At 69.9% G+C, this 25,063-nt stretch carries 23 protein-coding genes; 7 read left to right on the forward strand and 16 right to left on the reverse strand.

What is annotated here, in order from left to right:
- Positions 1-105: 105 nt before the first annotated feature.
- From DRV85_RS04585 to DRV85_RS04595, 3 genes are read left to right on the forward strand one after another with little or no spacing between them, the layout of a single operon-like run.
- Positions 106-1,140 (forward strand): TRAP transporter substrate-binding protein, encoded by a 1,035-nt coding sequence (locus DRV85_RS04585; RefSeq protein ID WP_113288255.1) that lies wholly within the window; start codon positions 106-108, stop codon positions 1,138-1,140.
- Between the two features lie 13 nt (positions 1,141-1,153).
- Complete coding sequence (locus tag DRV85_RS04590; RefSeq protein ID WP_113288256.1) at positions 1,154-1,672, forward strand: TRAP transporter small permease; 519 nt, start codon at positions 1,154-1,156, stop codon at positions 1,670-1,672.
- A gap of 7 nt (positions 1,673-1,679) precedes the next feature.
- Positions 1,680-2,972 carry a TRAP transporter large permease gene (locus tag DRV85_RS04595; RefSeq protein WP_113288257.1) on the forward strand — a complete coding sequence of 431 codons (1,293 nt, stop codon included), beginning with the start codon at positions 1,680-1,682 and terminating at the stop codon, positions 2,970-2,972.
- Positions 2,973-2,996: 24 nt separating this feature from the next.
- On the opposite strand, the gene DRV85_RS04600 is transcribed toward DRV85_RS04595, so the two are convergent.
- Positions 2,997-3,755 carry a 2-keto-4-pentenoate hydratase gene (locus DRV85_RS04600; protein ID WP_113288258.1) on the reverse strand — a complete coding sequence of 253 codons (759 nt, stop codon included), beginning with the start codon at positions 3,753-3,755 and terminating at the stop codon, positions 2,997-2,999.
- A gap of 91 nt (positions 3,756-3,846) precedes the next feature.
- Here DRV85_RS04600 and ilvD point away from each other — a divergent pair, with 91 nt between their 5' ends.
- Complete coding sequence (gene ilvD / locus DRV85_RS04605) at positions 3,847-5,580, forward strand: dihydroxy-acid dehydratase (RefSeq protein WP_113288259.1); 1,734 nt, start codon at positions 3,847-3,849, stop codon at positions 5,578-5,580.
- The gene (locus DRV85_RS04610) at positions 5,573-6,451 is read left to right on the forward strand and encodes an NAD(P)-dependent oxidoreductase (protein ID WP_113288260.1); all 879 of its coding nucleotides are present in this window, start codon (positions 5,573-5,575) and stop codon (positions 6,449-6,451) included. The genes ilvD and DRV85_RS04610 overlap by 8 nt, the downstream gene beginning before the upstream one ends.
- A 4-nt stretch (positions 6,452-6,455) precedes the next feature.
- Here DRV85_RS04610 and htpX read toward each other — a convergent pair whose 3' ends face one another.
- Positions 6,456-7,346: a zinc metalloprotease HtpX gene (htpX, locus tag DRV85_RS04615; protein ID WP_199525815.1), complete on the reverse strand. Its 891-nt coding sequence runs from the start codon at positions 7,344-7,346 to the stop codon at positions 6,456-6,458.
- A 161-nt stretch (positions 7,347-7,507) separates the two neighbouring features.
- Between htpX and DRV85_RS04620 the strand changes: the two genes are divergently transcribed.
- Positions 7,508-8,221 carry a VIT1/CCC1 transporter family protein gene (locus DRV85_RS04620; RefSeq protein WP_113288262.1) on the forward strand — a complete coding sequence of 238 codons (714 nt, stop codon included), beginning with the start codon at positions 7,508-7,510 and terminating at the stop codon, positions 8,219-8,221.
- Here DRV85_RS04620 and DRV85_RS04625 read toward each other — a convergent pair.
- From DRV85_RS04625 to DRV85_RS04690, 14 genes are all read right to left on the reverse strand, one after another.
- On the reverse strand, positions 8,218-9,264 hold the full coding sequence (locus tag DRV85_RS04625) for a threonine aldolase family protein (protein ID WP_113288263.1): 1,047 nt from the start codon (positions 9,262-9,264) through the stop codon (positions 8,218-8,220). The genes DRV85_RS04620 and DRV85_RS04625 overlap by 4 nt on opposite strands.
- Positions 9,264-9,737: a YcgN family cysteine cluster protein gene (locus tag DRV85_RS04630; RefSeq protein ID WP_113288264.1), complete on the reverse strand. Its 474-nt coding sequence runs from the start codon at positions 9,735-9,737 to the stop codon at positions 9,264-9,266. Before DRV85_RS04630 ends, DRV85_RS04625 begins: the two co-directional genes overlap by 1 nt.
- Entirely contained in the window at positions 9,734-10,672 is a 939-nt protein-coding gene (locus DRV85_RS04635; RefSeq protein ID WP_113288265.1) for a bifunctional riboflavin kinase/FAD synthetase, read from the reverse strand. The genes DRV85_RS04630 and DRV85_RS04635 overlap by 4 nt, the downstream gene beginning before the upstream one ends.
- Positions 10,673-10,786: 114 nt before the next feature.
- Positions 10,787-11,230 carry a MaoC family dehydratase gene (locus tag DRV85_RS04640; RefSeq protein ID WP_113288266.1) on the reverse strand — a complete coding sequence of 148 codons (444 nt, stop codon included), beginning with the start codon at positions 11,228-11,230 and terminating at the stop codon, positions 10,787-10,789.
- Between the two features lie 106 nt (positions 11,231-11,336).
- Positions 11,337-12,212: an HAD family hydrolase gene (locus tag DRV85_RS04645; protein WP_113288267.1), complete on the reverse strand. Its 876-nt coding sequence runs from the start codon at positions 12,210-12,212 to the stop codon at positions 11,337-11,339.
- 73 nt (positions 12,213-12,285) lie between these two features.
- Positions 12,286-13,206 carry a manganese-dependent inorganic pyrophosphatase gene (locus DRV85_RS04650; RefSeq protein WP_113288268.1) on the reverse strand — a complete coding sequence of 307 codons (921 nt, stop codon included), beginning with the start codon at positions 13,204-13,206 and terminating at the stop codon, positions 12,286-12,288.
- 275 nt (positions 13,207-13,481) lie between these two features.
- The gene (locus tag DRV85_RS04655; RefSeq protein ID WP_113288269.1) at positions 13,482-14,975 is read right to left on the reverse strand and encodes a phosphomannomutase/phosphoglucomutase; all 1,494 of its coding nucleotides are present in this window, start codon (positions 14,973-14,975) and stop codon (positions 13,482-13,484) included.
- A 113-nt stretch (positions 14,976-15,088) separates the two neighbouring features.
- Positions 15,089-16,774, reverse strand: coding sequence for a KpsE/RkpR family capsule polysaccharide export protein (locus DRV85_RS04660; RefSeq protein WP_113288270.1), 1,686 nt, complete (start codon positions 16,772-16,774; stop codon positions 15,089-15,091).
- Positions 16,752-17,411 (reverse strand): ABC transporter ATP-binding protein, encoded by a 660-nt coding sequence (locus tag DRV85_RS04665; RefSeq protein WP_113288271.1) that lies wholly within the window; start codon positions 17,409-17,411, stop codon positions 16,752-16,754. Before DRV85_RS04665 ends, DRV85_RS04660 begins: the two co-directional genes overlap by 23 nt.
- A gap of 228 nt (positions 17,412-17,639) precedes the next feature.
- Complete coding sequence (locus DRV85_RS04670; protein WP_275401711.1) at positions 17,640-17,891, reverse strand: DUF3253 domain-containing protein; 252 nt, start codon at positions 17,889-17,891, stop codon at positions 17,640-17,642.
- Positions 17,884-20,859, reverse strand: coding sequence for an isoleucine--tRNA ligase (gene ileS / locus DRV85_RS04675; protein ID WP_113288272.1), 2,976 nt, complete (start codon positions 20,857-20,859; stop codon positions 17,884-17,886). The genes DRV85_RS04670 and ileS overlap by 8 nt, the downstream gene beginning before the upstream one ends.
- Before the next feature lie 361 nt (positions 20,860-21,220).
- Positions 21,221-22,591, reverse strand: coding sequence for a glutamate--cysteine ligase (locus tag DRV85_RS04680; RefSeq protein ID WP_113288273.1), 1,371 nt, complete (start codon positions 22,589-22,591; stop codon positions 21,221-21,223).
- Between the two features lie 75 nt (positions 22,592-22,666).
- Positions 22,667-23,188, reverse strand: a complete 522-nt coding sequence (locus DRV85_RS04685) for a hypothetical protein (protein ID WP_420820908.1) — start codon at positions 23,186-23,188, stop codon at positions 22,667-22,669.
- A complete protein-coding gene (locus DRV85_RS04690; RefSeq protein WP_113288372.1) occupies positions 23,185-23,940 on the reverse strand; it encodes a 16S rRNA (uracil(1498)-N(3))-methyltransferase in 756 nt (251 codons plus the stop codon). The genes DRV85_RS04685 and DRV85_RS04690 overlap by 4 nt, the downstream gene beginning before the upstream one ends.
- Positions 23,941-24,051: 111 nt before the next feature.
- On the opposite strand from DRV85_RS04690, the gene ubiA reads away from it, so the two are divergent.
- A complete protein-coding gene (ubiA, locus tag DRV85_RS04695; protein ID WP_113288274.1) occupies positions 24,052-25,026 on the forward strand; it encodes a 4-hydroxybenzoate octaprenyltransferase in 975 nt (324 codons plus the stop codon).
- The last annotated feature ends 37 nt before the right edge of the window (positions 25,027-25,063 follow it).

Below are 25,063 nucleotides of genomic sequence, written 5' to 3' on the forward strand. Positions count from 1 at the left end.
AGCGCCCTCTCTCGGCGTGACCGAACGCGGTTTGCCCTTGCGTCGCCGCAACCTCCTGTCCGATGCTCCCGGCCATAACCAAGGAAAAACCGGGAGGTATCGAAAATGCTCAGGACGCTCGTCCGCTCGGCGCAGGCCGGGCTCGCGGCGCTCACCCTCACCGCCGGCGCCGCGGCGGCACAGACCGAGCTCACCTACAGCTCGTGGATCCCCTGGTCGCATCCCGTCAACCAGGAGATCTACATCCCCTGGATGGAAGCGATCGAGGAGGAGTCGGAGGGCCGCATCACCTTCCGCCGCCTGCCCAAGCCGGTGGCCTCGCCGCCCGCGCATCTCGATGCCGTCCGCACGGGCCAGGCCGACGTGGCCTTCACCGTGCACGGCTACCAGCGGGCGCGTTACGCCGCCTATCTCTTCGCCGAGCTGCCCTTTCTGGGCGATTCGGCCGAGCTGACCTCGGTCGCGCTGCAGCGCACGCACGAGGAATTCCTCGCCGACAAGGAGGACAGCCTCTATCCCGGCGTGCATCTGGTCGGGATGAACATGCACGGGCCCGGCGTGGTGCATCATACCTCGACGCCGATCCTGAGCCCGGCCGACATGGAGGGGCAGAAGATGCGCACCGGCGGCCCCATCCCTCTGGCCATCGTCGAGGGCTGGGGCGGCGTGTCGATCCGCCAGCCCGCGCCGAAAAGCTACGAGATCCTTTCGGCCGGGATCGCCGACGGAATCCTCTTCCCCTTCGAGAGCATCCCCAGCTTCAACCTCACCGAGCTGATCGAGCATTCGACCACGATGCCGGGCGGCTGGTACTCGTCGAGCCACTTCCTCATCATCAATCAGCGCAAGTACGACGCGCTGTCCGAGGAGGACAAGGCGGTGATCGACAAGTATTCGGGCGAAGCCTTCTCGCGGCTCGCCGGCGCCGGCTGGGACAGGCTCAACGAGGCGGGGCTCGTGACGATGCAGGAGGCGGGCAAGCAGATCCACGAGGCCCCGCCCGAGCTGGTCGCCGCGCTCGAGGACCTCAACGAGAGCTTCACCGAGGAATACTACGCCGGCGCCGAGGCCGAGGGCGTGGACGGCGAAGCGATGCTGGAGTTCTTCCGGCAGCAGATGAACGAGCTCTCGTCGATGTGAGGGCGCGGGCCTGATGGCGAATCCGATCAAGACCGTCGAGGGCGCGGACGGGTTCCGCGCCTTCGATCTCGCGGCGATCGCGCTGGCAGGCGTCGCCTGCGTGGTGCTCTTCGCGATGATGCTGCTCGTCTTTGCGGATGTGATCGGGCGGTACTTCTTCCTCAGCCCCCTGCCTGCGGCCTATGAGATCGTCTCGCTGATGATGCCGGTGCTGATCTTCACCGCCCTGCCGCTCACCGTGCTCAGGCAGGGGCATGTGACCGTCGATCTGCTCGACGCCTTCGTTCCCCGGCCGGTCGCGCGCGTGCAGGCGGTGGCCGTCAACCTGATCTCGGCCGCTGCGCTGGCGCTGGTGGCCTGGCGGCTGGCGATCCGCGGCCGCGACCAGCATCTCTACGACGAGATGACCGACGAGCTGCTGCTGGAGCTCTGGCCTTTCAGCGCAGGCATGGCCGCGCTCTGCGCGCTCGCGACGCTCGCCTGTCTCGTCAACGTCTGGCGCGCCGCGGCGGGCCGCCTGCCGAGGGGGTGAGCCGCTCATGACCGAAGCGCTCGTGGGCTTCGCGGCCCTGCTCGTTCTCGCCTTCCTCCGCGTGCCGATCGCCTTCGTGATGATCCTGGTGGGCGTCGCCGGGCTGGCCTGGGTCAACAGCCCGGTGGCCGCGCTCTACAACCTCGGGCAGACGGGCTTCGACGCGGCGATCAACTACGAGCTTTCCGTGGTGCCGCTCTTCGTTCTGATGGGCAATTTCGTCGCACGCGCCCGGCTCGCGGCGGAACTCTACGACGCCTCGAACGCCTTTCTCGGGCATCGGCGCGGGGGTCTCGCGATGGCGACGGTGGTGGCCTGCGGGGGCTTCTCGGCGATCTGCGGGTCGTCGCTGGCCACAGCCGCCACGATGTCGAAGGTCGCCATGCCCTCGATGCGGCGGTACGGCTACAATGACCGGCTGGCGGCGGGTTCGATCGCCGCGGGCGGCACGCTGGGCATCCTGATCCCGCCCTCGGTCCTGCTGGTCATCTACGGCATCCTCACCCAGCAGAGCATCGGCAAGCTCTTCGCCGCCGGCATCCTGCCCGGGCTTCTGGGCGTGCTCTTCTACCTCGCGGCGGTGCGCTACGTCACCTGGCGCCGCCCCGAGATGGGGCCCGCCGGCGCGCGCCAGGACTGGCCCGCGCGGCTGCGCGCGCTGCGCAACGTCTGGGGCGTGCTGCTGCTGTTCGCGGTGGTCATGGGCGGCATCTACGGCGGCGTCTTCTCGCCCACCGAGGCGGCGGGCATCGGCGCCGTGGGCGCCTTTCTCTTCGCGCTGCTGCGCCGCGCGCTCACCTGGCGCATCCTCGCCGAGGTGCTGCTGGAGAGCGTGGCGACCACAGCGATGCTCTTCACCGTGCTGATCGGCGCGCTGATGTTCGCCAATTTCATCAACTTCACCGATTTCCCGCCCGCGCTCCTCGCCTTCGCGCAGGGGTTCGAGGAGACCCCCTGGCTGGTGATCCTGGCAATCCTCGCGATCTACCTCGTGCTCGGCATGGTTTTCGAAAGCCTCTCGATGATCCTGCTCACCGTGCCGATCTTCTTCCCGCTGGTGGTCAGCCTCGGATACGATCCGATCTGGTTCGGGATCGTCGTGGTGGTCGTCACCGAGATCAGCCTGATCACCCCGCCCGTGGGGCTCAACGTCTTCGTGCTCCGAGGCGTTCTGCCGGACGTTCGCACCGGCACGATCTTTCGCGGCGTGACGCCCTTCTGGATCGCGGACATCTTCCGGCTGGCGGCGATCCTGCTGGTGCCGGGCCTGTCGCTCTGGATTGCGGGGGCCGTGCCGTGAGGCGACGGAGGGGACGCGGCCGGATCAGCCGTCGAGGCTGAAACCCACCTCCCCCAGCCATTTCATCCGCACGCGCACGCGGCGCGCCGTCTCGGGCAGGAGCGTCATCGGCAGGAGCGTGCCGCAGAGCACCACATCGCCAGGGCGCAGCGCGAGGCCGCGTGCGGCGAGGTGGCCGGCGAGCCAGCGCACCGCCTCCCCCGGCGGCTGCGGGGCACTGCCCGTCGCCTCGCCCGCGCGGCGCCCGTCGATGTCGAGCGTGACGCGCACGGTGGCGGGGTCGAGCTGATCGGGCGCCACGCCCGGACCGCCCGTGACCGCGCCCGCGTTGAAGACGTTGAGCGCCACAGCCTGCGGCAGCGTCGCGTCCTTCAGGGAAAGCCCGCGCATGTCGATGAGCTCGATGGCCGGCAGGAAGCGGTCGATCGCCGCGAGGGTCTCCCCGGCAGACGCCTCGGCGCCGAGCGCCCCGGCGCCCTCACCCATGACCGCCATGATCTCGGGCTCGATCGTCAGCGCGTGGAAGCGGCGCCGGGGCAAGGCCGCCCCGCTTTCCGCCAGATCGGCGCGGAACACCCGCGCCGCAACCGGCTCGGAGACGCCGAAGAACTGCATCTGCGGCTTGCCGTTCACGGCGAGCTTCCAGCCGGCGGCCTCGCCGACCTTGGCCGCCAGCGCGTCCTGCACGGCATAGGCCTGAGCCAGATCCTCCGTATCGGGCAGGTCGTAGGCCCGTCCCTCGGCGCGCGCCGCCGCGATCCGCTCCGCGATATCCTCGACCATCCGCCTGCTCCTCCCGGCTCGTCGTTCGGTTGACTTTAGGACTCCGCGAAATCTAGCGTCCAGAGGCAGCCGCAATCCCGAGGACCGTTCGATGCCCGAAGACAGCCGCAGCGCCGCGCCGCCCTACCGCTCGCGCGTGACCCACCGCGGCCTCGACCGCGCGCCGCACCGCACCTTCATGCGCGCGCAGGGGCTCGACGACGAGGACATGGCGCGCCCGATGATCGGCGTGGTCTCGACCGCCGGAGAGACTTCTCCGTGCAACGGCAACCTCGGCGAACAGGCGCGGCATGCCTATCGCGGTGTGGCAGAGGCGGGCGGCACCCCGCGGGAGTTCACCACGATTTCCGTCTCCGACGGAATCAGCATGAACCATCAGGGCATGAAATGCAGCCTGGTGAGCCGCGAGGTGATCGCCGACAGCGTGGAGCTGGTGATGCGCGGGCACGCCTATGACGGGCTGGTGGCCTACGGCGGCTGCGACAAGAACCTGCCCGCGATGCTGATGGCGATGGTGCGGCTCAACTGCCCCTCGGTCTTCGTCTACGGCGGCAGCACGCTGCCCGGCACGATGGGCGGGCGGGCTGTCTCGGTCCTCGACACCTACGAGGGGGCCGGCGCCGTCATGGCCGGGCAGATGACGCGGGAAGAGCTCGATGCGCTGGAGCGCGTGGCGATGCCGACGCTGGGCTCCTGCCCCGGGCAGTTCACCGCCAACACCATGGGCATGGTGTCCGAGGTCCTGGGCCTCGCGCCGCTGGGCTCGGCGCTGATCCCGGCGGTCTATTCCGAACGGCAGGCGCTCGGCCGCCGCGCGGGGCACATGGTGATGGACGTGGTCTGGGCGGGTGGCCCCCTGCCCCGCGATCTGGTCACGCGCGAAAGCCTCGAGAACGCCTGCGCCATCGTCGCGGCGACGGGCGGCTCGACCAACGCGGGCATGCATCTCTGCGCCATCGCCAACGAGGCGGGCATCGCCTTCACCATGGACGACGTGGGCGCGGTCTTCGAGCGCACGCCGCTGATCGGCAACCTGCGGCCCGGCGGGGCCTACTACGCGCTCGACGTGCACCGGCAGGGCGGGGTTCCGATGATCGTGAAGGAGCTGATCGCCTCGGGCCACATGCACGGGGGGACGCTGACCCTGACCGGCGCGACTCTGGAGGAGGCGGTGGCCGAGGCGCCCGCCCCCGACGGAGAGGTGATCCGGCCGGTCGCAGATGCCATCGACACTTCGGGCGGGGTCATCGTGCTCAAGGGCAACCTCGCGCCCGAGGGCGCCTTCATCAAGGTGGCCGGGCTCAAGAAGCGGGTGCACGAAGGCCCCGCCCGCGTCTTCGACAGCGAGGAAGAGTGCATGGCGGTGATCCGCGCGCGCGCCTATGCGGCGGGCGACGTCATCATCATCCGCAACGAGGGGCCGAAGGGCGGCCCCGGCATGCGCGAGATGCTGGGACCGACGGCGGTGATCTACGGCCAGGGCATGGGCGAGGAGGTGGCGCTGGTCACCGATGGCCGCTTCTCCGGCGCCACGCGCGGCATGTGCATCGGCTATCTCTCGCCCGAGGCCGCGGCAGGCGGGCCGCTCGCGCTGGTGGAGGACGGTGACACGGTGCGGATCGACACGGGCGCTGCGCGCGCCATCGATCTTCTGGTGCCGGAAGAGGAACTGGACCGCCGCCGCGCCGCGCTGGCCGAACGCCCAGAGCGCAGGCTCGCGGGCGTGCTGGAGAAATACGCAGCCCAGGTGGGCAGCGCCTTTGCCGGCGCGGTGACCCACTCCGGTGCCGCGGAGTGGCCGATGGACGAGGTGCCCGATGACTGAGGCCCCGCGCATCGGCTTTCTGGGCACCGGGCTCATGGGTCTGCCGATGGTTCTGAACCTGCTGGCCGCCGGGCACCGCGTCACCGTCTGGAACCGGACCGCCGGAAAGGCCGCGCCCGCGGTCGAGGCCGGCGCGCTGGTGGCGGAAACGCCCGCGGCGCTGGCCACCGCCTCTGACGTGGTCATGGCCTGCCTGACGGACGCCAGCGCCGTCGAGGCGGTGCTCTTCGGCGCGGGCGGCGTGGCCGAGGCCGCAGGCCCACAGCTCTTCGTCGACCTCTCGTCGATGCACCCGGAGACGACGCAGCGGCTGGCCGAACGGCTGCGCGGGGCCACCGGCATGGGCTGGGTGGATGCACCCGTCTCAGGAGGCACGCCCGCGGCGAAGGCGGGGAGCCTGACGATCATGGCGGGCGGCAGCGACGAGGACGTGGCGCGCGCCCGCCCGCTGCTGGCGCCGCTGGCTGCCCGCGTCACCCAAATGGGGCCGGTGGGCGCGGGGCAGATGACCAAGCTGGTCAACCAGATCATCTCCGGCTGCACCATGGCGGTGGTGGCCGAGGCCGTGAACTTCGCCAGACGCTCCGGCGTGGACGCGACCCGCCTGACCGAGGCGCTGGCCGGCGGCTTCGCCGACTCGAAGCCCTTTCAGCTGCTGGCCCCCCGTATGGCGGCGGAGGACTTCTCCGACCCGCTGGGCACGGTCGCCATGATGCTCAAGGATCTCGACACCGTGGCGGAGGTCGGCGCGGGTCATGCCGCCCTGCCGATGACCGACGCCGCCCGCGCCCTCATGCGCGAAAGCTGTGAAAAGGGCCGCGCGGATCAGGACATCTCGACCATCGCGCTCACGCTGGCCGAACGCGCCTGACCGCTCAGCCCCAGGGGCCGGAAGGCGCGGCCGCCCGCGGCGCGGCGCCGCCATGCCCTCCGCGCGCCATCGCCTCGAGCGCCGCGACCCGGTTCTCGGTCTTCGGATGCGTCGAGAAAAGGTTGTCGTAGCCATGGGCATGCAGCGGATTGATGATGAACATATGCGCGGTCGCCGGATTGCGCTCGGCCGCGTTGTTGTCGATCCGGCTGGCCAGCCCCTGGATCCGCTGGAGCGCCGAGGCGAGCCAGAGCGGTTCGCCGCAGATCTCGGCGCCGATACGGTCGGCCTCGTATTCGCGCGTGCGGCTGATCGCCATCTGCACGAGGCCCGCCGCGAGCGGTGCGAGGATCATCATGGCGATCGTCCCGATAAGGCCCAGCGGGCTGTCGCGCCGCCCGCCGAAGAACAGCGCGAAGTTCGCCAGCATCGAGATCGCGCCGGCGAAGGTCGCGGTGATCGTCATGATGAGCGTGTCGCGGTTCTTGATGTGGGCCAGTTCGTGCGCGATCACGCCCGCCACTTCCTCGCGGCTCAGGCTGCGCATCAGCCCCGTCGTCACCGCGACCGCGGCATTGTCGGGATTGCGGCCCGTGGCGAAGGCATTGGGCTGCTCGGTGTCGATGACATAGGTCGCGGGCACCGGCATGTCCGCCCGACGTGCCAGATCGGCGACCATCGCGCGCAGCCCCTCGGTCCCCGGCCCCTCGGCCAGGCGCGCGCCATGCATCCGAAGGACCATGCGGTCCGAGTTCCACCAGGTGAAGAGGTTCATCCCCGCGGCGAAGACGAGCGCCAGGACGATGCCCGTCGTGCCGGCGAGCAGATAGCCCACGCCCATGAAAAGCGCCGTCATCACGGCCATCAGAACCGCCGTGCGCAGATACCCGACCATCGCGTCACTCCAAACCATGAACCGAGATTCGATATGGGAGGCGCTGCGCGGCGCGGCAAGCGGGCAGACGTCCCGGGCCGCCGCGCCACGAGGTTGATCCAGCGCAAGGACCGGACGGCCCCGAGCGGCCAGGCTCGCCGCCACGCCAGCCGGAGGTCGCGATGCGGGAGCACGGCCACAGCCAGCAGGAAATCGAGACGCGCCTCGCGGCGCCGCCGTCACGCGGCTATCTGCGCGATGTCGTCTACGGCGCGATCGACGGGTCGGTGACGACCTTCGCCATCGTCGCAGGAGTGGCCGGAGCGGGCCTGTCGCCCTTCGTGATCGTCGCGCTGGGGATCGCGAACGTGCTGGCCGACGGCTTCTCGATGGCCGCAGGCAATTACTCGGGCACCAAGGCCGAGGCCGACAATGCGCGCCGCCTGCGCCGCGTGGAAGAGCGCCACATCGCTTCCGAACCCGCGGGCGAGCGGCGCGAGCTGCGCCAGATCCTCGCCAACATGGGGCTGGAGGGCGATATCCTCGAGCAGGCCACCGATTCGATCGCCCTCAAGCGGGAGTCCTGGATCGACTTGATGATGGAGCGGGAATATGGCGTCTCGCCCTCCGATCCCGCGCCGTTCCGCGCCGCGCTCGCCACCTTCCTGGCCTTTCTCGCCGCCGGCCTCGTGCCGCTGCTGCCCTTCATGCTGGGGGTGGCGGACGCCTTCCGCCTGTCGGTGGCGATGACGCTCGCCACCTTCTTCGGCATCGGCGCGTTCAAGTCGCGCTGGTCGCTCTCGGCCTGGTGGCGCTCGGGGGCCGAAACGCTGGCGATCGGCGGCACCGCCGCCGGCATCGCCTATCTCGTCGGCTCGCTTTTCAACGCGGGCTAGCCCCGCGCAATTCCGACGAAGCGGTCGATCTCGTCCTCGCCGATGGCCCAGTCGCAGACCAGACGCGCGGTGAGCGGCTCTTCGGGGTCGTCGCCCTCGAGCGTGCCTTCCCAGAGGTAGTAGCGCGCCCCCGCCTCATGCAGCCGCCGGTGCATGGCGCGCGGCATCCGGGCGAAGAGCATGTTGGCGCGCGGCTCCTGCAGGAAGTCGACGCCCGCAAGGCTGCGGAGACCGTCGGCCAGCCGCGCGCAGGCGGCGTTGGCCTGGCGGGCGCTCTTCAGCCAGAGATCGTCCGCGAGGTATCCCTCCATCTGCGCGGCGAGGTAGCGGTGCTTCGAGAAGAGGTGCCCGCCGCGCTTGCGCCGCAGCTCGAATTCCCAGGCCTTTTCCGGATCGAAGAGGATCACGGCCTCGACGCCGGGGCAGCCGTTCTTCGACGCACCGAAGCTCACCGCGTCCACGCCCGCCTTCCAGGTCATCTCGGCGGGGCTCGCATTGAGCGCGACCAGTGCGTTGGCAAAGCGCGCGCCGTCGAGATGCAGCTTGAGGCCGAAGCCGTGGGCGACCTCGCCCAGGGCGGCGATCTCGCCCACGTCGTAGACCCCGCCACGCTCGGTCGCCTGGGTGATCGAGACCGGCCCGCGCTGCGGCCCGTGAACGCCGCGGCTTTCCTCGGCGGCGATGGCGGCGCGCAGGCTCTCGGGGTTCATCCGGTCGCCCTCGCCCACCAGCGCGAGCTTGGCGCCGCCCGAATAGAACTCGGGCGCGTTGCACTCGTCCTGGTGGATATGCGCGACCGGCGTGCAGAAGATCGCCTGCCAGGGCTCGGCGAGCGTCGCGAGCGCCAGCGCATTGGCGGCCGTGCCGGTCGCGACGAGGTGCACCGCCGCCTCGGGCGCCTCGAAGATCTCGCGCAGGCGGGCCGTGACGCGCTCCGTCACCTCGTCGGCGCCATAGGGGCTTGCGTAGCCCTCGTTGACCGAAACCATTGCCTCCAGCACCGCGGGGTGCGCGGGGCCGGCGTTGTCGGAGGCGAACTGCATCAGCGGGGCTCCTCGATCAGATGGTCTTCCCAGTCGTCCTCGTCGATCTCGAACTCGGGGACAGTGCGGTGGCGCATCGAGACGCCGGCGCGGTGCACGGTTTCCGGATCGCCCGAGATCAGCGGGTGCCAGTCGTAGAGCGACCGGCCCTCGTGAAGCAGCCGATAGGCGCAGGTCGCAGGCAGCCAGTAAAGGTTTTCGGGAATCGTCGCAGGCGTGAGCACGATGCACTCCGGCACGAACTGGTGGCGGATCTCGTATTGCCCGCACCGGCAGGTCGAATCGTCGAAGAGCCGGCAGGCCACACGGGTCAGCCAGACCTCGCCGGTGTCCGCGTCCTCGAGCTTGTTCATGCAGCACTTGCCGCAGCCGTCGCACAGCGCCTCCCACTCGGCGCGCGTCATCTCGTCGAGGCGCTTGCGCTCCCAGTAGCGGGGCGCAAGCCCGGTACGGTCGATCGGATCGCGGTTCACAGCGCCTCCAGCACGGCGCGCGCGCGGGCGCAGTCCGCGTCCATCTGCGCAATCAGCGCATCGAGGCTGTCGAAGCGCTCTTCCGGGCGCAGGAACTCCACCAGCGCGACGGAGAGATGCGCACCGTAGAGATCGCCGGAGAAGTCGAAAAGATAGGTCTCGAGGTTGGCGCGGTTCTCACCGAACATCGGGCGCACGCCGAGCGAGGCCGCGCCGTGGTAGGCGCCCGCGCTCGGCCCGTCGAGCACGTCAACCAGTACCGCATAGACCCCGAAGCGCGGCGGATGCAGCCCCTCGATCGACATGTTCGCGGTTGGATAACCGAGCTCGCGACCCCGCTGCTCGCCTCCGATCACCGGCCCCTCGATCCGGTGCCAGTGCCCAAGCAGAGCCTGTGCCTCACGCGGCCGCCCCCGCGACAGCGCCTCGCGGATCGCGGTGGAGGAGACGCGCGTCTCTCCCGCCGTCACCATCTCGGCCACCGTCACGCCGAAGCCCATCGTCGCGCCGAATCGCTTCAGGTCCGCGACGCTGCCGGCGCGGTCCTTGCCGAAGCAGAAGTCGCTGCCCACCACCACATGCGCGAGCCCGAGTCCATCGCGCAGCACCTCGCCCGCGAACCCCTCGGGGCTGAGCGCGGCCATGGCCGCGTTGAACTGGAGCTCGTAGAGCACGTCCACGCCCAGCTTCGCCAGGCGGTTGGCCCGCGCCTCCGGCCCCGTCAGGCGGAAAGGAGGCGCGTCCGGCGCGAAATACTGCCGGGGGTGAGGCTCGAAGGTCACGACACCGAGCGGAACGTGAAGCCGCGCAGCCTCCGCGCGGGCCTGATCGATCACCGCGATATGGCCCAGATGCACGCCGTCGAAATTGCCGATCGCGGCGGCCGCGCCGCGATCCTCGGGCGTGGTGAACTGATGGTCGCGCACGATCCGCATGGGACAGGCACCTAGCGCCGCCCGCCGCAGGGCGCAAGCCGGGCCGCCGGCTCGGCGCGCCCTTTCGGGCGCTTCTCGCGAAGAGGCCCCGCAAGGGGCCGATGAGCGCCCGCCTCAGTCGAACTTGCGCGACGGCGCCAGCACGACGGCCTCGCCGATGAGCACCTTCTTGCCGTTCACGAGGCAGCGGCAGTCGAGGGTGACGCGCCGCTTTGCATGGTCGATGGCCGTGACCTCGACCTCGGCGGTGACCATGTCGCCGGGGCGAACGGGCCCCAGGAACTTGAGCGTCTGGCCCATGTAGACGGTGCCGTGACCCGGCAGCTGCTCGCCGATCACCGCAGAGATCAGCCCGGCGGTCAGCATCCCGTGGGCGATACGGCCCTCGAAAATCGTGTCGCGGGCGTAGTCGTCGTCGAGATGCACCGGGTTCCGGTCGGTCGAGACCTCGGCGAACATCTCGATGTCCGCATCCGTCACCACCTTTCGCAGGTGACGGGTCATGCCCATCTCAATGTCCTCGATGCAGATCGTGCCGCGGGGCATGTTGTCCAACATCAGGGCCTCCCGGATCGCGCGAGCAATATTCCGGCGCTGCGATGCGCCGTAGGGCAATTTAATTACTTCGCGTGCGCAGAAAAGCAAGAGCGAAGTCTGCCGCGCGTCACCTGAGCGCACCGATGGCGTATTGCGGCGACACCTGCTCCGCCTCCAGCCAGCGCGCGAGCGCCGCCGGATCGGGCTGCCCCTCGGTCCGTGTTTCCGCCCGTGCGAGACCGCCGGAGATGTAGAGCGAATCGATCCCCTCCCCCATCGCGCCGGCGATGTCGGTGCGGGTGCCGTCGCCGATGGCCAGCATCGCCTCGCGGGGCACGTCGCGCCCCAGCGCCGCGAGCCGCCGGTAGGCCAGATCGTAGATCGGCGGATGCGGCTTGCCGAAATAGAGGCTCTCCCCGCCCATCTCGGTATAGAGCGCGGCGACCGCCCCCGCGCACCACTCGCGCGTTTCGCCCCGGTCCACGACGATATCGGGGTTCGCGCAGAGCAGCTTGAGCCCCTGCGTCTTGGCGTAGAGCAGCTCGGGACGCAGCACCGCCGGATCGGCCATCGGATCGAACGGCCCGGTACAGACGATGCCTTCGGCCGCGCGCAGCGGCACGCGCTCGATCTCGAGCGGATCGTCGAGCAGCTTCAGCGGCTCGAAGAAGCCGTGGTCGTGGTCCTGCCCGATGAACCCGACCTTCTGCCCCACCACGCCGCGGAACATCGCCGCCCGCGCGCTGTCGCCCGAGGTGGCCATCGCGTCCCAGGCGTCGCGCGGCACACCCAGCCTGTCGAGCTGACGTTCCACCCCGGTACGCGGTTTGGGCGAGTTGGTCACCAGCACCACCGCGCCGCCCCGCGTCTGCCGATAGCGCCTGAGCGCCGCCACCGCCTCGGGCAGCGCACGCACCCCGTCGTGCACGCAGCCCCAGAGATCCACCAGGAGTGCATCGTAACGGGCGGAAATCTCGTCGAGCGACTCGATGATGCGGGTCATGACGCCCCTCCGGCACGAAGAGGGGCGTCGCCGCGGACGCCCCGTACTATTCGCGATCGCCCCGCGCTGGCCTTCAGACCGCGAGGTTCGGGATGATCTGCTTCTTGCGGCTCATCACGCCGGGCAGCACCACCGTGTCGCCCTCGACCGCCGCGCCGAAGCTCTTTTCGGCCACCCGTTTTACAAGCTCGTTCGGCACCAGGAGCGTCGCCTCTTCACGCAGGATGTCAACGACGAAGAGCAGCACCTGATCGACGCCGTCCTCCTCCGCGACCTTGGGCATGGCCGCCATCAGCGCGTCCTTGCGCGACAGCACCTGGTCCGGGCTCGTCGTCTCCAGCACGCTCACGCGGAATTTCGTGCCGCCGACCTCGTAGGACTTCGAGTCCATCCGCAGGAGCTCCGCCTCCGAGAAAGCGGAGACGTCGGATTTCGCCGCGAACATCTCGGCGGCGTAGTCCGGGATCGAAACCCCGAGATCGGCGGCGAGGCTTTCGGCCACCGCGCGGTCCTTGTCGGTGGTGGTGGGGCTGCGGAACGCGAGCGTGTCGGACAGGATGCAGGAGAGCATCGCGCCCTTGACGCTCTCGGGCATCCGTTCGGCGTCCGCGCCCATCAGGTCGTGCATGATGGTCGCGGTGCAGGCCAGCGGACGCACCGTGATGTCGATCGGCGCCTTCGTCTCGATGCCCCCCGTCAGCTTGTGGTGGTCGATGATCGCCTTTATGTCGAGCGCGTTGACGTTCTCGGGCAGTTCGGCGGGGTTGTTGGTATCCACGATCACCACCGGCGCACCGTCCTCGATCCGCTCGGCGACCCGCGGGCGGTCGAGCTTCCAGCGCTCGAGCACGAAGGCCGCCTCGGTGTTGGGCTCGCCCAGCAGAACCGGCTCGGCCGCCTCGCCCTTCACCTCGGAAAGATACCACGCCCAGATGATGGGCGAGCCGGTGGAGTCGGTGTCGGGGGCCTTGTGGCCGAAAACCTGAAGCGTCATGGAATGCGGTCCCGTTGCTGCTCTGAAATGTCGCGCGCCTTATAGGAGCGGCGCACGCCCTTGTCACGGGGCCGTCGCTGCATTGCAGCATCGCGGCCGGCGCAACGGCCCGCTCCTTCCTCTTGCGAAAGATACCCCGGGGGTGAGGCCCGGAACGGGCCGAGGGGGCAGCGCCCCCTCGCCGAGGTCCCGGGCGGGCCGATGGCCGCGGAGCGGTGGCCAAGGCGTTTGCAAACGCCTTGAACGCGCTTTGCAAGCGCGTTCTCGCGCTCCGCTCAGATCCTCTGGTCGTAGTCCCCGACCACCGGTTCCGTCCGGATCACCGCGTCGATATCGGCGAAGATCGCGCGCATCTCCTCCTCGCTTTCGGGGCTTTCGCAGACCACCACCAGGTTGGGGGTGTTCGAACTCGCCCGCACCAGCCCCCAGGCGCCGTTGTCGAGGATCACGCGCGCCCCGTTCACGGTCACCACGCGGTCGATCGGGCGCCCGCCCAAGGTGTCGCCCGCCTCGGCCTTGGCCTCGAGCTTGCCGACGAGACGGCCCAGCACCTCGTATTTCTCCGTATCGCCGCAGAAGGGCGACATGGTGGGCGTGGACCAGGTGCGCGGCAGGGCCTTGCGCAGGTCCGACATCCGGCTTTCGGGGTTGCGGTCCAGGATCCGGCAGATCTCCACGGCCACGCGCATCCCGTCGTCGTAGCCCCGACCCACCGGCTCGGCCAGGAAGTAGTGCCCCGACTTCTCGAAGCCGGCGAGTGCGCCGATCTCCTTGACCCGGCGCTTCATGTGGCTGTGGCCGGTCTTCCAGTAGTCGGCCTTGACGCCGAGTTTCTGAAGCTCGGGATCGGCGGCGAAGAGGCCGGTCGATTTCACGTCCGCCACGAAGGTGGCGCCCGGGTGCAGCTTGCCCAGGTCGCGGGCCATGATGACGCCCACCTTGTCGGCGAAGATCTCCTCGCCCTCGTCGTCCACCACGCCGCAGCGGTCGCCGTCCCCGTCGAAGCCCAGCGCAAGGTCAGCGCCCGTCTCGCGCACCACGCGGGCCATGTCGTGCAGCATCTCCATGGCCTCTGGGTTGGGGTTGTAGTTGGGGAAGCTGTAGTCGAGCTCGGTGTGGAGCGGGATGACCTCGACCCCGATGCGCTCCAGCAGCACCGGGGCGAAGGCGCCGGCGGTGCCGTTGCCCGTGGCGCAGACCACGCGCAGCTTGCGCGACATGCGGAAATCGCCGGCCAGATCCTCGAGATAGGCGTCGCGCACGCCCTCGACGAATTCCCAGCCGCCGCCCTCGCGCCGTTCGCCGCGGCCCTCGAGCACGATGTCGCGCAGCTCCGCCATCTCCTCGGGGCCATGCGTCAGCGGGCGCTCGAAGCCCATCTTCACGCCGGTCCAGCCGTTGGGATTGTGGCTCGCCGTGACCATCGCCACCGCCGGCACGTCGAGGTGGAACTGCGCGAAATAGGCCATCGGCGAGAGCGCCGGGCCGATGTCCTTCACCCGGATGCCCGCCTGCACCAGCCCGAGGATCAGCGCCTGCTTGATGGCGAGCGAATAGTCCCGGTAGTCGTTGCCGACCGCGATCTCCGGCCGGATGCCGCGGCGCTGCATCTGCGTGCCGAGCCCGCGGCCCAGAGCCGTCATGCCCGGCAGGTTGATCTCCTCCGGGTAGCGCCAGCGGGCGTCGTATTCGCGAAAGCCCGTCGGCGCGATCATCGGCTCGGACAGGAACTCCCAGGTGTTCGGGCGGCTCTCGGGATGGGGGCGCATCGGCAAGGGGCCTCTTTCGGCTGCGCCGCGGCGCGCGCGGCAGTCCAGACAAGGCGCGGGCCGCCTCGGGCGGCCCGGTTCGATCGGCGGGCGCGACCCTCTCTATCCGCGTCTCAGGACGAGACCTGTTCGCGCAGGATCGAGGCGGTCAGCGAAATCATCAGGTAGATGCCCGAAAAGATCAGGAAGGCCAAGACCGTGTTCTCGAAGGCGCGCGGATAGCTCGGATCCTCGGGCGGAAGCGGGCGCACCGATGTCGTCAGGTAGCGCGTCTGCGAGTTGGCGTCGCGCCGTGCCTGTTCGAGCGCCTCGAGCGCGGATTGCAGCATCATGTCGCGCGTGGCCACATCGGCCTGCGCCAGCTGGATCTGCGAAGCGAGCGCAGCGAGCGAGCCCTGCGAGGTCGTGGCCTCGGTCATCTGGGAGTTGACCTGCTCGAGCAGCGCCTCGAGACGGCGGATATCGCCGCGCACGCCCTCCAGCCGCGCGGCGTTGGGCCGCAGGTTGTCCTCGAGCGCGGCGAGCTCCAGCTGCTTTTCCTGGATCTGCATCTCGATGTTGTTGATCTGGCTGCGCAGCGCCGCGATCCGGCCCTCCGGGTCGAGCACCGCGCCCTCCTGCTGGAGCTGGACCAGTGCCTGCTGCGCCTCGCGGCGGGCCTCCTCGGCCTCGGCCAGCGCGCGCTCCGCGTCGGCCACCTGGTTTTCGCGCTTGCGCTGCGAGAGGTTGTCCACCCGCTCCTCGGCGTAGGACAGAAGCGCCTCGGAAAACCGGGCCGAGACCTCCGGATCGGCGGCGGTCACCTCCATGCGGATCACGCCCTCGGTCGGGTCGTAGCCCAGATCGACGTTGCGTGTGTAGAGGCTGTAGGCATCCTCGATCGAGGCGTCCGGATCGAGCCGCTGGATCGGGTCGATCCAGGGCTGCGAGAAATGCGCCCGAAAGCCCTCGTCCTCGTCGAGCCGCACCATCGCGTCCTTCGACTCCAGATAGGACTGCACGGCGATGGAATCCTGGTTCGTCGCGAACTGCGTGCCCGAAAGAAGACCGCCCACCGGGCTGCCCCCGCTGTCGGACTTCAGGATCAGGAACTCCGACTTCGTGGCGTACATCGGCGTGGCCATGACGAAGAAATACCAGCCGGCCAGGAAGGTGGGCAGAAAGACGAAGAAGGCGAGCCGCGTGAGCAGCAGCGCGAGCTTGCGCCGGCGTCGCCGGGCGATGTCGCGCTGGATGCGCATGATCTCGCTCGCGCGGCGGTCCGCCGGGTTGACCTCGGTGGAGGGCAGCGTCGTTCCGCTGCGGTTCTGCGGCACGGTCTGCGGCAGTCGAGCGGGCTCTTCCTTTGCCTCGTCGGGCGCGCGCTCCTCGGGGACCACAAGCTCGAGCATGCTGGCGTGGCGGAACGGATCGATGCCGCGAGCGCGCAACTGGCGCACCGCGTCGAAGTCCGATGTGGCGGCGATCCCGTGCCGCTGGGCGACACGCCGGGCCATGCGGAGCTGGCGGCCGGTCAGCCCCTCGCGGCGGATCGCGTCGATCTGATCGGAGACCGTGACCTCCTCCGGGCTCTGGACCTCGCCGCTGACGCCGCGGGTCTCCTCGGCGGCCGAAGCGCCCTGCCCGCCCAGCGCCGCGCGCAGCGCCGCGACATTTTCAGAGGCGCGGCCGCCCGAGCCCTGCGCCTTGGGCCGCCCAGACGCGGCGGCGCCGGCAGCCACGCCCGCCCCGGCAGACGCGCCGGAGCGCTGCACCGGCCGGCGCAGGCGGAACTTCCTAACCTTCGGTCTGGTAGTCATAGAGTTGACGTGCCTCTTCGAGGGTGTCGAACATGTGGAGCCTTCCGTCGAGCAGCACCGCGGCACTGACGGCGAAGCGCTCCAGCACCTGGGGCTGGTGCGAGACGATCACCAGGGTCGTGGTGCGCAGCCGCTCGCGCAGGATCTCGCCCGCCTTGCGGTTGAACTCGGCGTCGGTGGAGGACGGCATCCCCTCGTCGATGAGATAGACGTCGAAGTCGAGCGCGAGCATGAGCGAGAAGGTGAACCGCGCCCTCATGCCCGAGGAATAGGTGCCCAGCGGCTGGTCGAAATACTCCTCGAGCCCGCAGAGCCAGCGGCAGAACGCCTCGACGTAGTCGGGATCGAGCCCGTAGAGCTGCGCGATGTAGCGGGCGTTCTCGCGCGCGGAATGCTTCGAGATCACCCCGCCCATGAAGCCCAATGGGAAGGAAACCTTGCAGTTGCGGCGGATTTCCCCCTCGTCCGGCTTCTCGAGCCCGGCCATCATCTTGATCAGCGTCGTCTTGCCCGTCCCGTTCGGTGCGAGCACGCCGAGCGAGCGCCCGAGTTCCACGCGAAAGGACACGCTGTCAAGAATGACCTTGCGCTGCGTGCCGGTCCAGAAGGACTTGCTGACGTTGTCGAACTCGATCATCACCTGCCCCGGGGCGCACCTTTGACACGCTGTCGTGCGCCCCTACCCTGCGGGCGCGCGGTTGAAGCAGTCCTAATCCCCGAATTGGGCTGTATTATGTCGCCAGTGGCCGGCACAACACAAGCTCTCGTCGCAATGTCGCCACGCGCGAAACGACCCGCCGCATTCCCGCCGCGCAGCAGGAACCGCAGCCGGGGCCGCGCCGGCCCGAAGGCCCGGAGCCGCCGGTCACTCCGGCGCGAGCGAGAGCCGGATCGGACCGCGCGCCGCCGCGGGGTCCACCGGGCGCCCCTTCTGCGTCGCGTGGAGAGGGAGCTTCGCCGCCACGCGCCGCACCTCCGGCATCAGGGGCCGCCAGTCCTGCGCGAGCGCGCGCGCCGCCTCGGAAGGACAGAAGCTCTTGCCCGGCCCCCGCGCGCGCGCCAGCCGCATGAGGGCTTCGGTGATCGCGTCGTCGGTAACGGCGCCGTCGTCAGTCAAGCGCCGCGTCGCAGCGCCCGCAGACGCCCGGATGGGTGTGCGTGCCCACGTCCGGCAGGATCTTCCAGCAGCGCTGGCATTTCTCGCCCTCGGCGCGCTCGAAGACGACGCCGACGCCCGGCACCTCGGGCAGGCGGTAGGCCTCCTGCGGCATCGGGTCCGCGGTGAGCTGCAGATCGGAGGTGATGCAGATGTCGGCGAAATCGACCTCACGCAGGGCGGCGAGCATCGCGGCGTCCTCGACGTGCACCACCGGCGCGGCCTCGAGGCTCGCGCCGATTTCCTTGTCGGTGCGTCTGACCTCGAGCGCGGCGGTGACGACGCGCCGGGCGCGGCGCACCTGCGTCCATTTCTCCGCCAGCGCGTCGTCGCGCCATGCCTCCGGCGTCTCGGGGATGTCCTGCAGGTGCACCGAGGAGCCTTCGCCCGGGAAGCGCTCCAGCCAGACCTCCTCCATCGTGAAGACGAGCACCGGCGCGAGCCAGGTGGTCAGCCGGTGGAACAGCAGGTCCAGCACGGTGCGCGCTGCCCGCCTGCGCGCCGTGTCGCCGTCGCAGTAGAGCGCGTCCTTGCGGATGTCGAAGTAAAAGGCCGAGAGGTCCACGGTGCAGAAGTTGAAGACTTCCTGGAACACGCCCTGGAAGTCGTAGGCGTCGTAGCCCTCGCGCACGACCCGGTCGAGATGCGCCATCCGGTGCAGCACCCAGCGCTCGAGCTCGGGCATGTCCTCTGGCGCGGTGCGGTCGGCCTCGGTGAAATGCGCCACGTTGCCCAGCAGGAAACGCAGGGTGTTGCGCAGCCGGCGGTAGCTGTCGGCCACCCCTTTCAGGATCTCGGGCCCGATTCGCAGATCGCCCGTGTAGTCCGACTGCGCCACCCAGAGGCGCAGGATGTCGGCCCCGTACTGCTTGACCACGTCCTCCGGCGCCACGGTATTGCCGAGCGACTTGGACATCTTGTTGCCCTTCTCGTCGAGCGTGAACCCGTGGGTCAGCACGCCGCGATAGGGGGCCCGGCCGATGGTGCCGCAGGCCTGCAGCATCGAGGAATGGAACCACCCCCGGTGCTGGTCGGTGCCCTCGAGGTAGAGATCGGCAAGGCCGTCCGCGGAGCCGTCGTCGCGGTCGCGCAGGACGAAGGCGTGGGTGGAGCCCGAATCGAACCAGACGTCGAGGATGTCGTCGACCTTTTCCCACTCGGCCGGGTCGTGATCCCCGCCCAGGAACCGCTCCTTGGCGCCAGGCTTGTACCAGGCGTCCGCGCCCTCTTCCTCGAAGGCCGTCAGGATGCGGGCATTGACGCGTTCGTCCTTCAGCAGGAAGTCCGGGTCGGTCGGCAGCGCGCCCTTCTTCGTGAAGCAGGCCAGCGGCACGCCCCAGGCGCGCTGGCGCGACAGCACCCAGTCGGGGCGATTCTCGATCATCGAATAGAGGCGGTTCCGCCCGGTCTTTGGGGTCCACTGCACGAGCTGGTCGATCGAGGTCAGCGCGCGGGTGCGAATCGTCTCGCCGTAGGTGTCCTGCCCGTCGCCCACGGGGCGGTCGATGGCGGCGAACCACTGCGGCGTGTTGCGGAAGATCACCGGCGCCTTCGAGCGCCAGGAATGCGGGTAGCTGTGGGTCTGCCGCCCCCGCGCGATCAGGCCCCGGGCCTCCACCAGCTTGTCGATGACGGCGGCGTTGGCCTTGCCCTCGCGGCCCGTCTCGTCGAACACCCGGAGCCCGGCGAAGAACGGGACGTGCTCGCGGAATTCGCTGGCTTCGCCCACGTTGTGCGTCATCCGGTCGAGCCAGCCGCGCCGCGCGAAGGCGTCGTAGTCGTCCGCCCCGTGGCTGGGGGCGGTGTGCACGAAGCCGGTGCCCTGATCGTCGGTCACGAAATCCTCGGCGATCATCGGCACGTCGTAGTCCCAGAACCCCTCCGAGCCCTCGAGCCCGGCGAAGGGGTGGGCGAGGGTGAGCGCGCCCAGTTCCTCGGCCGTCACGTCCCGCAGGCGCGTGTACTCCGTCACCCGGGCACGCGAGAGCGTGTCCTCGCCGAGGTTGTCCGCGACAATGTAGGTGTCGCCTGCGCTTGCCCAGCATTCCTCCTGCGTGGCGTCGACCCGGTAGAGGCCGTAGGCGACGTCCGGGTTGTAGGCGACCGCGCGGTTCGAGGGGATGGTCCAGGGGGTGGTCGTCCAGATCACGACGCGCGCCGCCTCTAGTTGCGCACGCCGTTTTTCCGGGCCTTCCATTGGAGACGAAGGGTCAAAAGCGTCAGTGATTTCGACAGTGTTTGCCGCCACAACCCGAAACGGCACCCAGATCGTGTGGCTCTTGTGGTCGTGGTACTCGACCTCCGCCTCGGCGAGCGCGGTCTTTTCCACGGGCGACCACATCACCGGCTTCGAGCCCTGGTAGAGCAGGCCCGACATGAGGAATTTCATGAACTCCTCGGCGATCACCCGCTCTGCGTGGAAGTCCATCGTGAGATACGGCCGCTCCCAGCAGCCGGTGACGCCGAGGCGCTTGAACTCCTCGCGCTGCACATCGATCCAGCCCTCGGCGAACTTCCGGCACTCCTGCCGGAAGGCCACGACATCGACCTGGTCCTTGTCCTGACCCTTGGCGCGGTACTGCTCCTCGATCTTCCACTCGATCGGCAGGCCGTGGCAGTCCCAGCCGGGGATGTAGCGCGCGTCGCGCCCCATCATCTGCTGCGAGCGCACGACCAGATCCTTCAGCACCTTGTTGAGCGCGTGCCCGATGTGCAGGTGCCCGTTGGCGTAAGGAGGCCCGTCATGCAGCGTGAAGGGCGCGCGGCCCTCGGCGCGCTCGCGCAGTCGGTCGTAGATGCCGATCCGCTCCCACCGCTCCAGCCAGCCGGGCTCGCGCCTGGGCAGGCCCGCGCGCATCGGAAAGTCGGTCCGGGGAAGGTTCAGCGTATCCTTGTAGTCGGGCAGCGGGGCGGCGTCGTCGGCGGACATGGGAAATCGTCCTTCGCTCTTGTCTCGGGGTCGGTTCGGAAATGGCGGCGCGGGACGCCCTGCGCCTTTGTCCCGGCGGCTGGGATCAGCGCGCCGGGCCGCTAATTCGACGAATGATCGCGACACCCCGGGTCATGGTGCGGGCTTATAGGCCCGCCGCGCCGCAGCGTCCAGAGGGCGCAGGCCTGCCACGGGCTCCGCCCCGCCCAGACGCTCCGAGGGTCTTCGCAGCTTCCGGCCGGACGCGCGCCTCCCCCCCCCGGAGCGCCGACCAACCTGCCTTTCAATGGTCCTCAAATACCCCTTCGCGCGACGGCGGCCAGGGGCGCACGCCAGAGCGATGCGGCGCGCGCCCAGCGCGTCAGTAGGAGAATTCGCCGTAGATGTGCGACAGATCCCCGCCCCAGTCGCCGTGGTAGCGTTCGAGCAACTCGTCGGCCGGCACCTTCCCGCTTTCGACGCTTTCCTTCAGGGCGTTGAGGAAATGCGTCTCGTCGGGCAGCAGCCCGCCCGCACCCTCCCGCGCCCGCGCCTTCAGCCCGGCCTCCGAGATCGCCAGCACCTCGCGCGCGAGATCGTGCATCGAGACGCCCTCCACCCGCGCCTGCAGCGCCTGATCGGCAGAAGCGATGCGCAGCGCCTCGCGGAAGGGCGCGCTCCAGCCCTTCACCAGATCCCAGGCCGCGTCGAGCGCCGACTGGTCGTACATGAGCCCCGTCCAGAACGCCGGCAGCGCGCAGAGCCTTCGCCACGGCCCGCCATCCGCGCCGCGCATCTCGATGAACTTCTTGATCCGCGCCTCGGGAAAGATCGTCGTCAGGTGATCGGCCCAGTCCGAGAGCGTCGGCGTCTCGCCCGGCAGGGCCGGCAGCCGCCCCTCGAGGAAATCGCGGAAGGACTGGCCCAGCGCGTCCACGTAGACGCCGTCGCGGTAGACGAAGTACATCGGCACGTCGAGCGCGTAGTCCGCCCAGCGCTCGAAGCCGAAGCCCTCCTCGAAGACGAAGGGGAGCATGCCGGTGCGCGCGTCGTCCAGGTCGCGCCAGACGCGGCTCCGCCACGACTTGTAGCCGGTGGGCCGCCCCTCGAAGAAGGGGGAGTTGGCGAAGAGCGCGGTCGCCACCGGCTGCAGCGCGAGCGCCACGCGCAGCTTCTTCACCATGTCGGCCTCGGAGCCGAAGTCGAGGTTCACCTGCACCGTGCAGGTGCGGTACATCATCGACTTCCCCATGGTGCCGACGCGGTCCATGTAGTCGGTCATCAGCCGGTAGCGCCCCTTGGGCATCATCGGCATGTCCTCGTGCCGCCACTCCGGCGCGGCGCCGAGGCCGATGAAGCCCACGTTCAGCGCATCCGCCACATCCTTCACGTCGGCGAGATGGGCGTTCACCTCGTCGCAGGTCTGATGGATGTGCTCCAGCGGCGCGCCCGAAAGCTCCAGCTGCCCGCCGGGCTCGAGGCTCACGTTGGCGCCGTCCTTCTCGAGCCCGATCAGGTGGCCCGCCTCCTCGATGGGCGCCCAGCCGTGGCGGTCGCGCAGCCCCTCCAGCACCGCGCGCACCGAGCGTTCGCCCTCGTAGGGCAGCGGCCGCAGGGTGTCGCGGCAGTAGCCGAACTTCTCGTGCTCGGTGCCGATGCGCCAGTCCGCGGGCGGTTTGCAGCCGGACTCGAGATACTCGGCGAGTTGCTCGCGACGTTCGATCGGCCCGCCGCCGGACTGGGGAATGGACATGCGTGTGCTTCCGGGCCTCGCTTCGGTCGGACGCTAGGGATGGTCCGGTTGCGCCGCGGTGTCAATGCGAGGGGCTCAGTGCAACAGCGGGCGCTGCGCACGGCGCGACGGATGCTCCCAGATCACCACGGGCCAGCGTCCGCCCTTCTCCAGTTCGGCCAGCAGATGCCCTGTCCTGAGTCCGGGCAGGGATGCGAAGGCATCGAAGAGCTGATCGGCGCCTTCGGCGTTCACCGGAATCGACAGCGGCGGGCGCTCGGGCTGGATCAGCACCCAGACCGGCGGGCGCGCGGAGGGATCGAGCCGCAGTTCCTCGATCTCCGAGAGCGCCACGGTGCCGCCCTCGAGCGGGCCGAAATAGGCGATGCGTCCCTCCACCACCTCGACGAGGCCCGGCCCGCCCTGTCGGCCACGGAAGCGCCCGCGCTGGACGCCGGCGAAGACCAGCGCCACACCCGCCGCGACGGCCGCCCAGCCGAGCCAGGCGAGCAGCCCGAAGGAGGCGAGCGCGGCCCACAGCCCCAACGCAGCCAGCGCGAGGCCGGCCATCGCCTCGCGCCAGCGTGACAGCGCCGCGAGCGCCTCGGCCCGGATCATCGCCAGTCTCCGCAGGTAGCCTGCCAAAGCGTCAGCGCAGCGACCGCCGCGGTATCGGCGCGCAGGATGCGCGGGCCGAGCGCGAGCGGTTGCGCGAAGGGCAGCGCCGCGAGGCGCGCCCGCTCGGCGTCCGACAGGCCGCCCTCGGGGCCGATCAGTAGCGCGGCGGGCGGCGGCGCTCCTCCGCCCTCGCGGGCGTCGTCGCGCGCGAGGAGCCCCGCGAGGGGCGACGAGCGCCCCGCCTGCGCCTCGTCGGCATAGAGCAGCGCGCGGCCCTCCGGCCAGTCGTCCAGCAACCTCGGCAGCGGCACGAGGTCCGCCACCTCGGGCACGTGGGTCGCGCCGCATTGCTCAGCGGCCTCGACGGCGTGGGCCTGCAGCCGGTCGCGGCGGATGCGCTCGGCGTTCGTGAAGCCGGTCTGCACCGGCACGAGGCGCCGCGCGCCTATCTCCACCGCCTTCTCGACGATGAAATCGGTGCGCGCCTTCTTCACCGGCGCGAAGAGCAGCCAGACATCGGGCGGGTCGCGCTGCGGCGCGCTCTGCGACAGGCACTCGAGCACGCCCGCCCGCTTGCCGGCCTCGGCCACTCGGGCCGTCCATTCGCCCGAACGCCCGTCGAACACCGCGATCTCGGCCCCCTCGCCCAGCCGCATCACGTTGAAGAGGTAATGCGCCTGCGCGCGCTCCAGCGGCAGCCGGGCGCCTGCGGCCAGGGGATGCTCGACGAAAAGGCGCACGCGCGACACCATGCCGCCCATCTAACCCTGCCCAGGCCCGGGCGGAAGGCCCGCCGAAGCATTTGCAGCCGGCCCACCCCCTGCACTAGGAAGAAGCCGATCCCAGGCTGCCGGAGACAAGCGATGCCCGCAGAGGGCCAGACCCCCGGAGACCAGAAGCCCGGCGTCATCGCAGACGCGGTGAGCGGCAACTGGGTCGACAGCCGCGCGCCCGAGCGCTGGAAGCCCTATCTGCGGCTTTCGCGCGCCGACCGCCCGATCGGGACGTGGCTTCTTTTGCTGCCCTGCTGGTGGGGCCTGACGCTGGCGATTCTGTCCACGGGGACGGCGCGCTGGCACGACCTCTGGATCTTAGCGGGCTGCGGCATCGGGGCCTGGCTGATGCGCGGCGCCGGCTGCACCTGGAACGACATCACCGACCGGGACATCGACGGCGACGTCTGGCGCACGGCGCAGCGGCCCATCCCCTCGGGACAGGTGAGCTTGCGCGGCGCCATCCTGTGGATGTGCGCGCAGGCGCTCGTGGCCTTCGGCATCCTGCTCACCTTCAACGCCGCGGCCATCGGGCTGGGCATCCTCGCGCTGCTGCCGGTGGCGGTCTATCCCTTCGCCAAGCGCTTCACCTGGTGGCCGCAGGTCTTCCTCGGCCTCGCCTTCAACTGGGGCGCTCTGCTCGCGTGGACGGCGCACACCGGCGCGCTGGCTTGGCCGGCGGTCGCGCTCTACCTCGCGGGGATCGCCTGGACGCTCTTCTACGACACGATCTACGCCCACCAGGATCGCGAGGACGACGCGCTCATAGGCGTGAAGTCCACCGCGCGGCTCTTCGGCGCAAGGACCCCGCGCTGGCTGCGGCGCTTTCTCGTCGCGTCGGTGACGCTCATGGGGCTCGCGGTGCTCGGCGCCGCGCCGCGCGGCGAGATCCTCGCCCTCGTGATCGCCCTCGGCGGCCCGCTGGCCTTCGGCTGGCACATGACATGGCAGCTGCAGCGCCTCGATCTCGAGGATCACGGCCGCCTGCTGACCCTCTTCCGCGCGAACCGCGACGCGGGGCTGCTGGCGATTCCCTTCTTCGCGCTGGCGGCGCTCTTCGTCTGACCGGCTGCGCGCATGCGCGACAAGGCGCCGCTCGATG

The organism is Rhodosalinus halophilus (assembly GCF_003298775.1).
Taxonomy (GTDB): domain Bacteria; phylum Pseudomonadota; class Alphaproteobacteria; order Rhodobacterales; family Rhodobacteraceae; genus Rhodosalinus; species Rhodosalinus halophilus.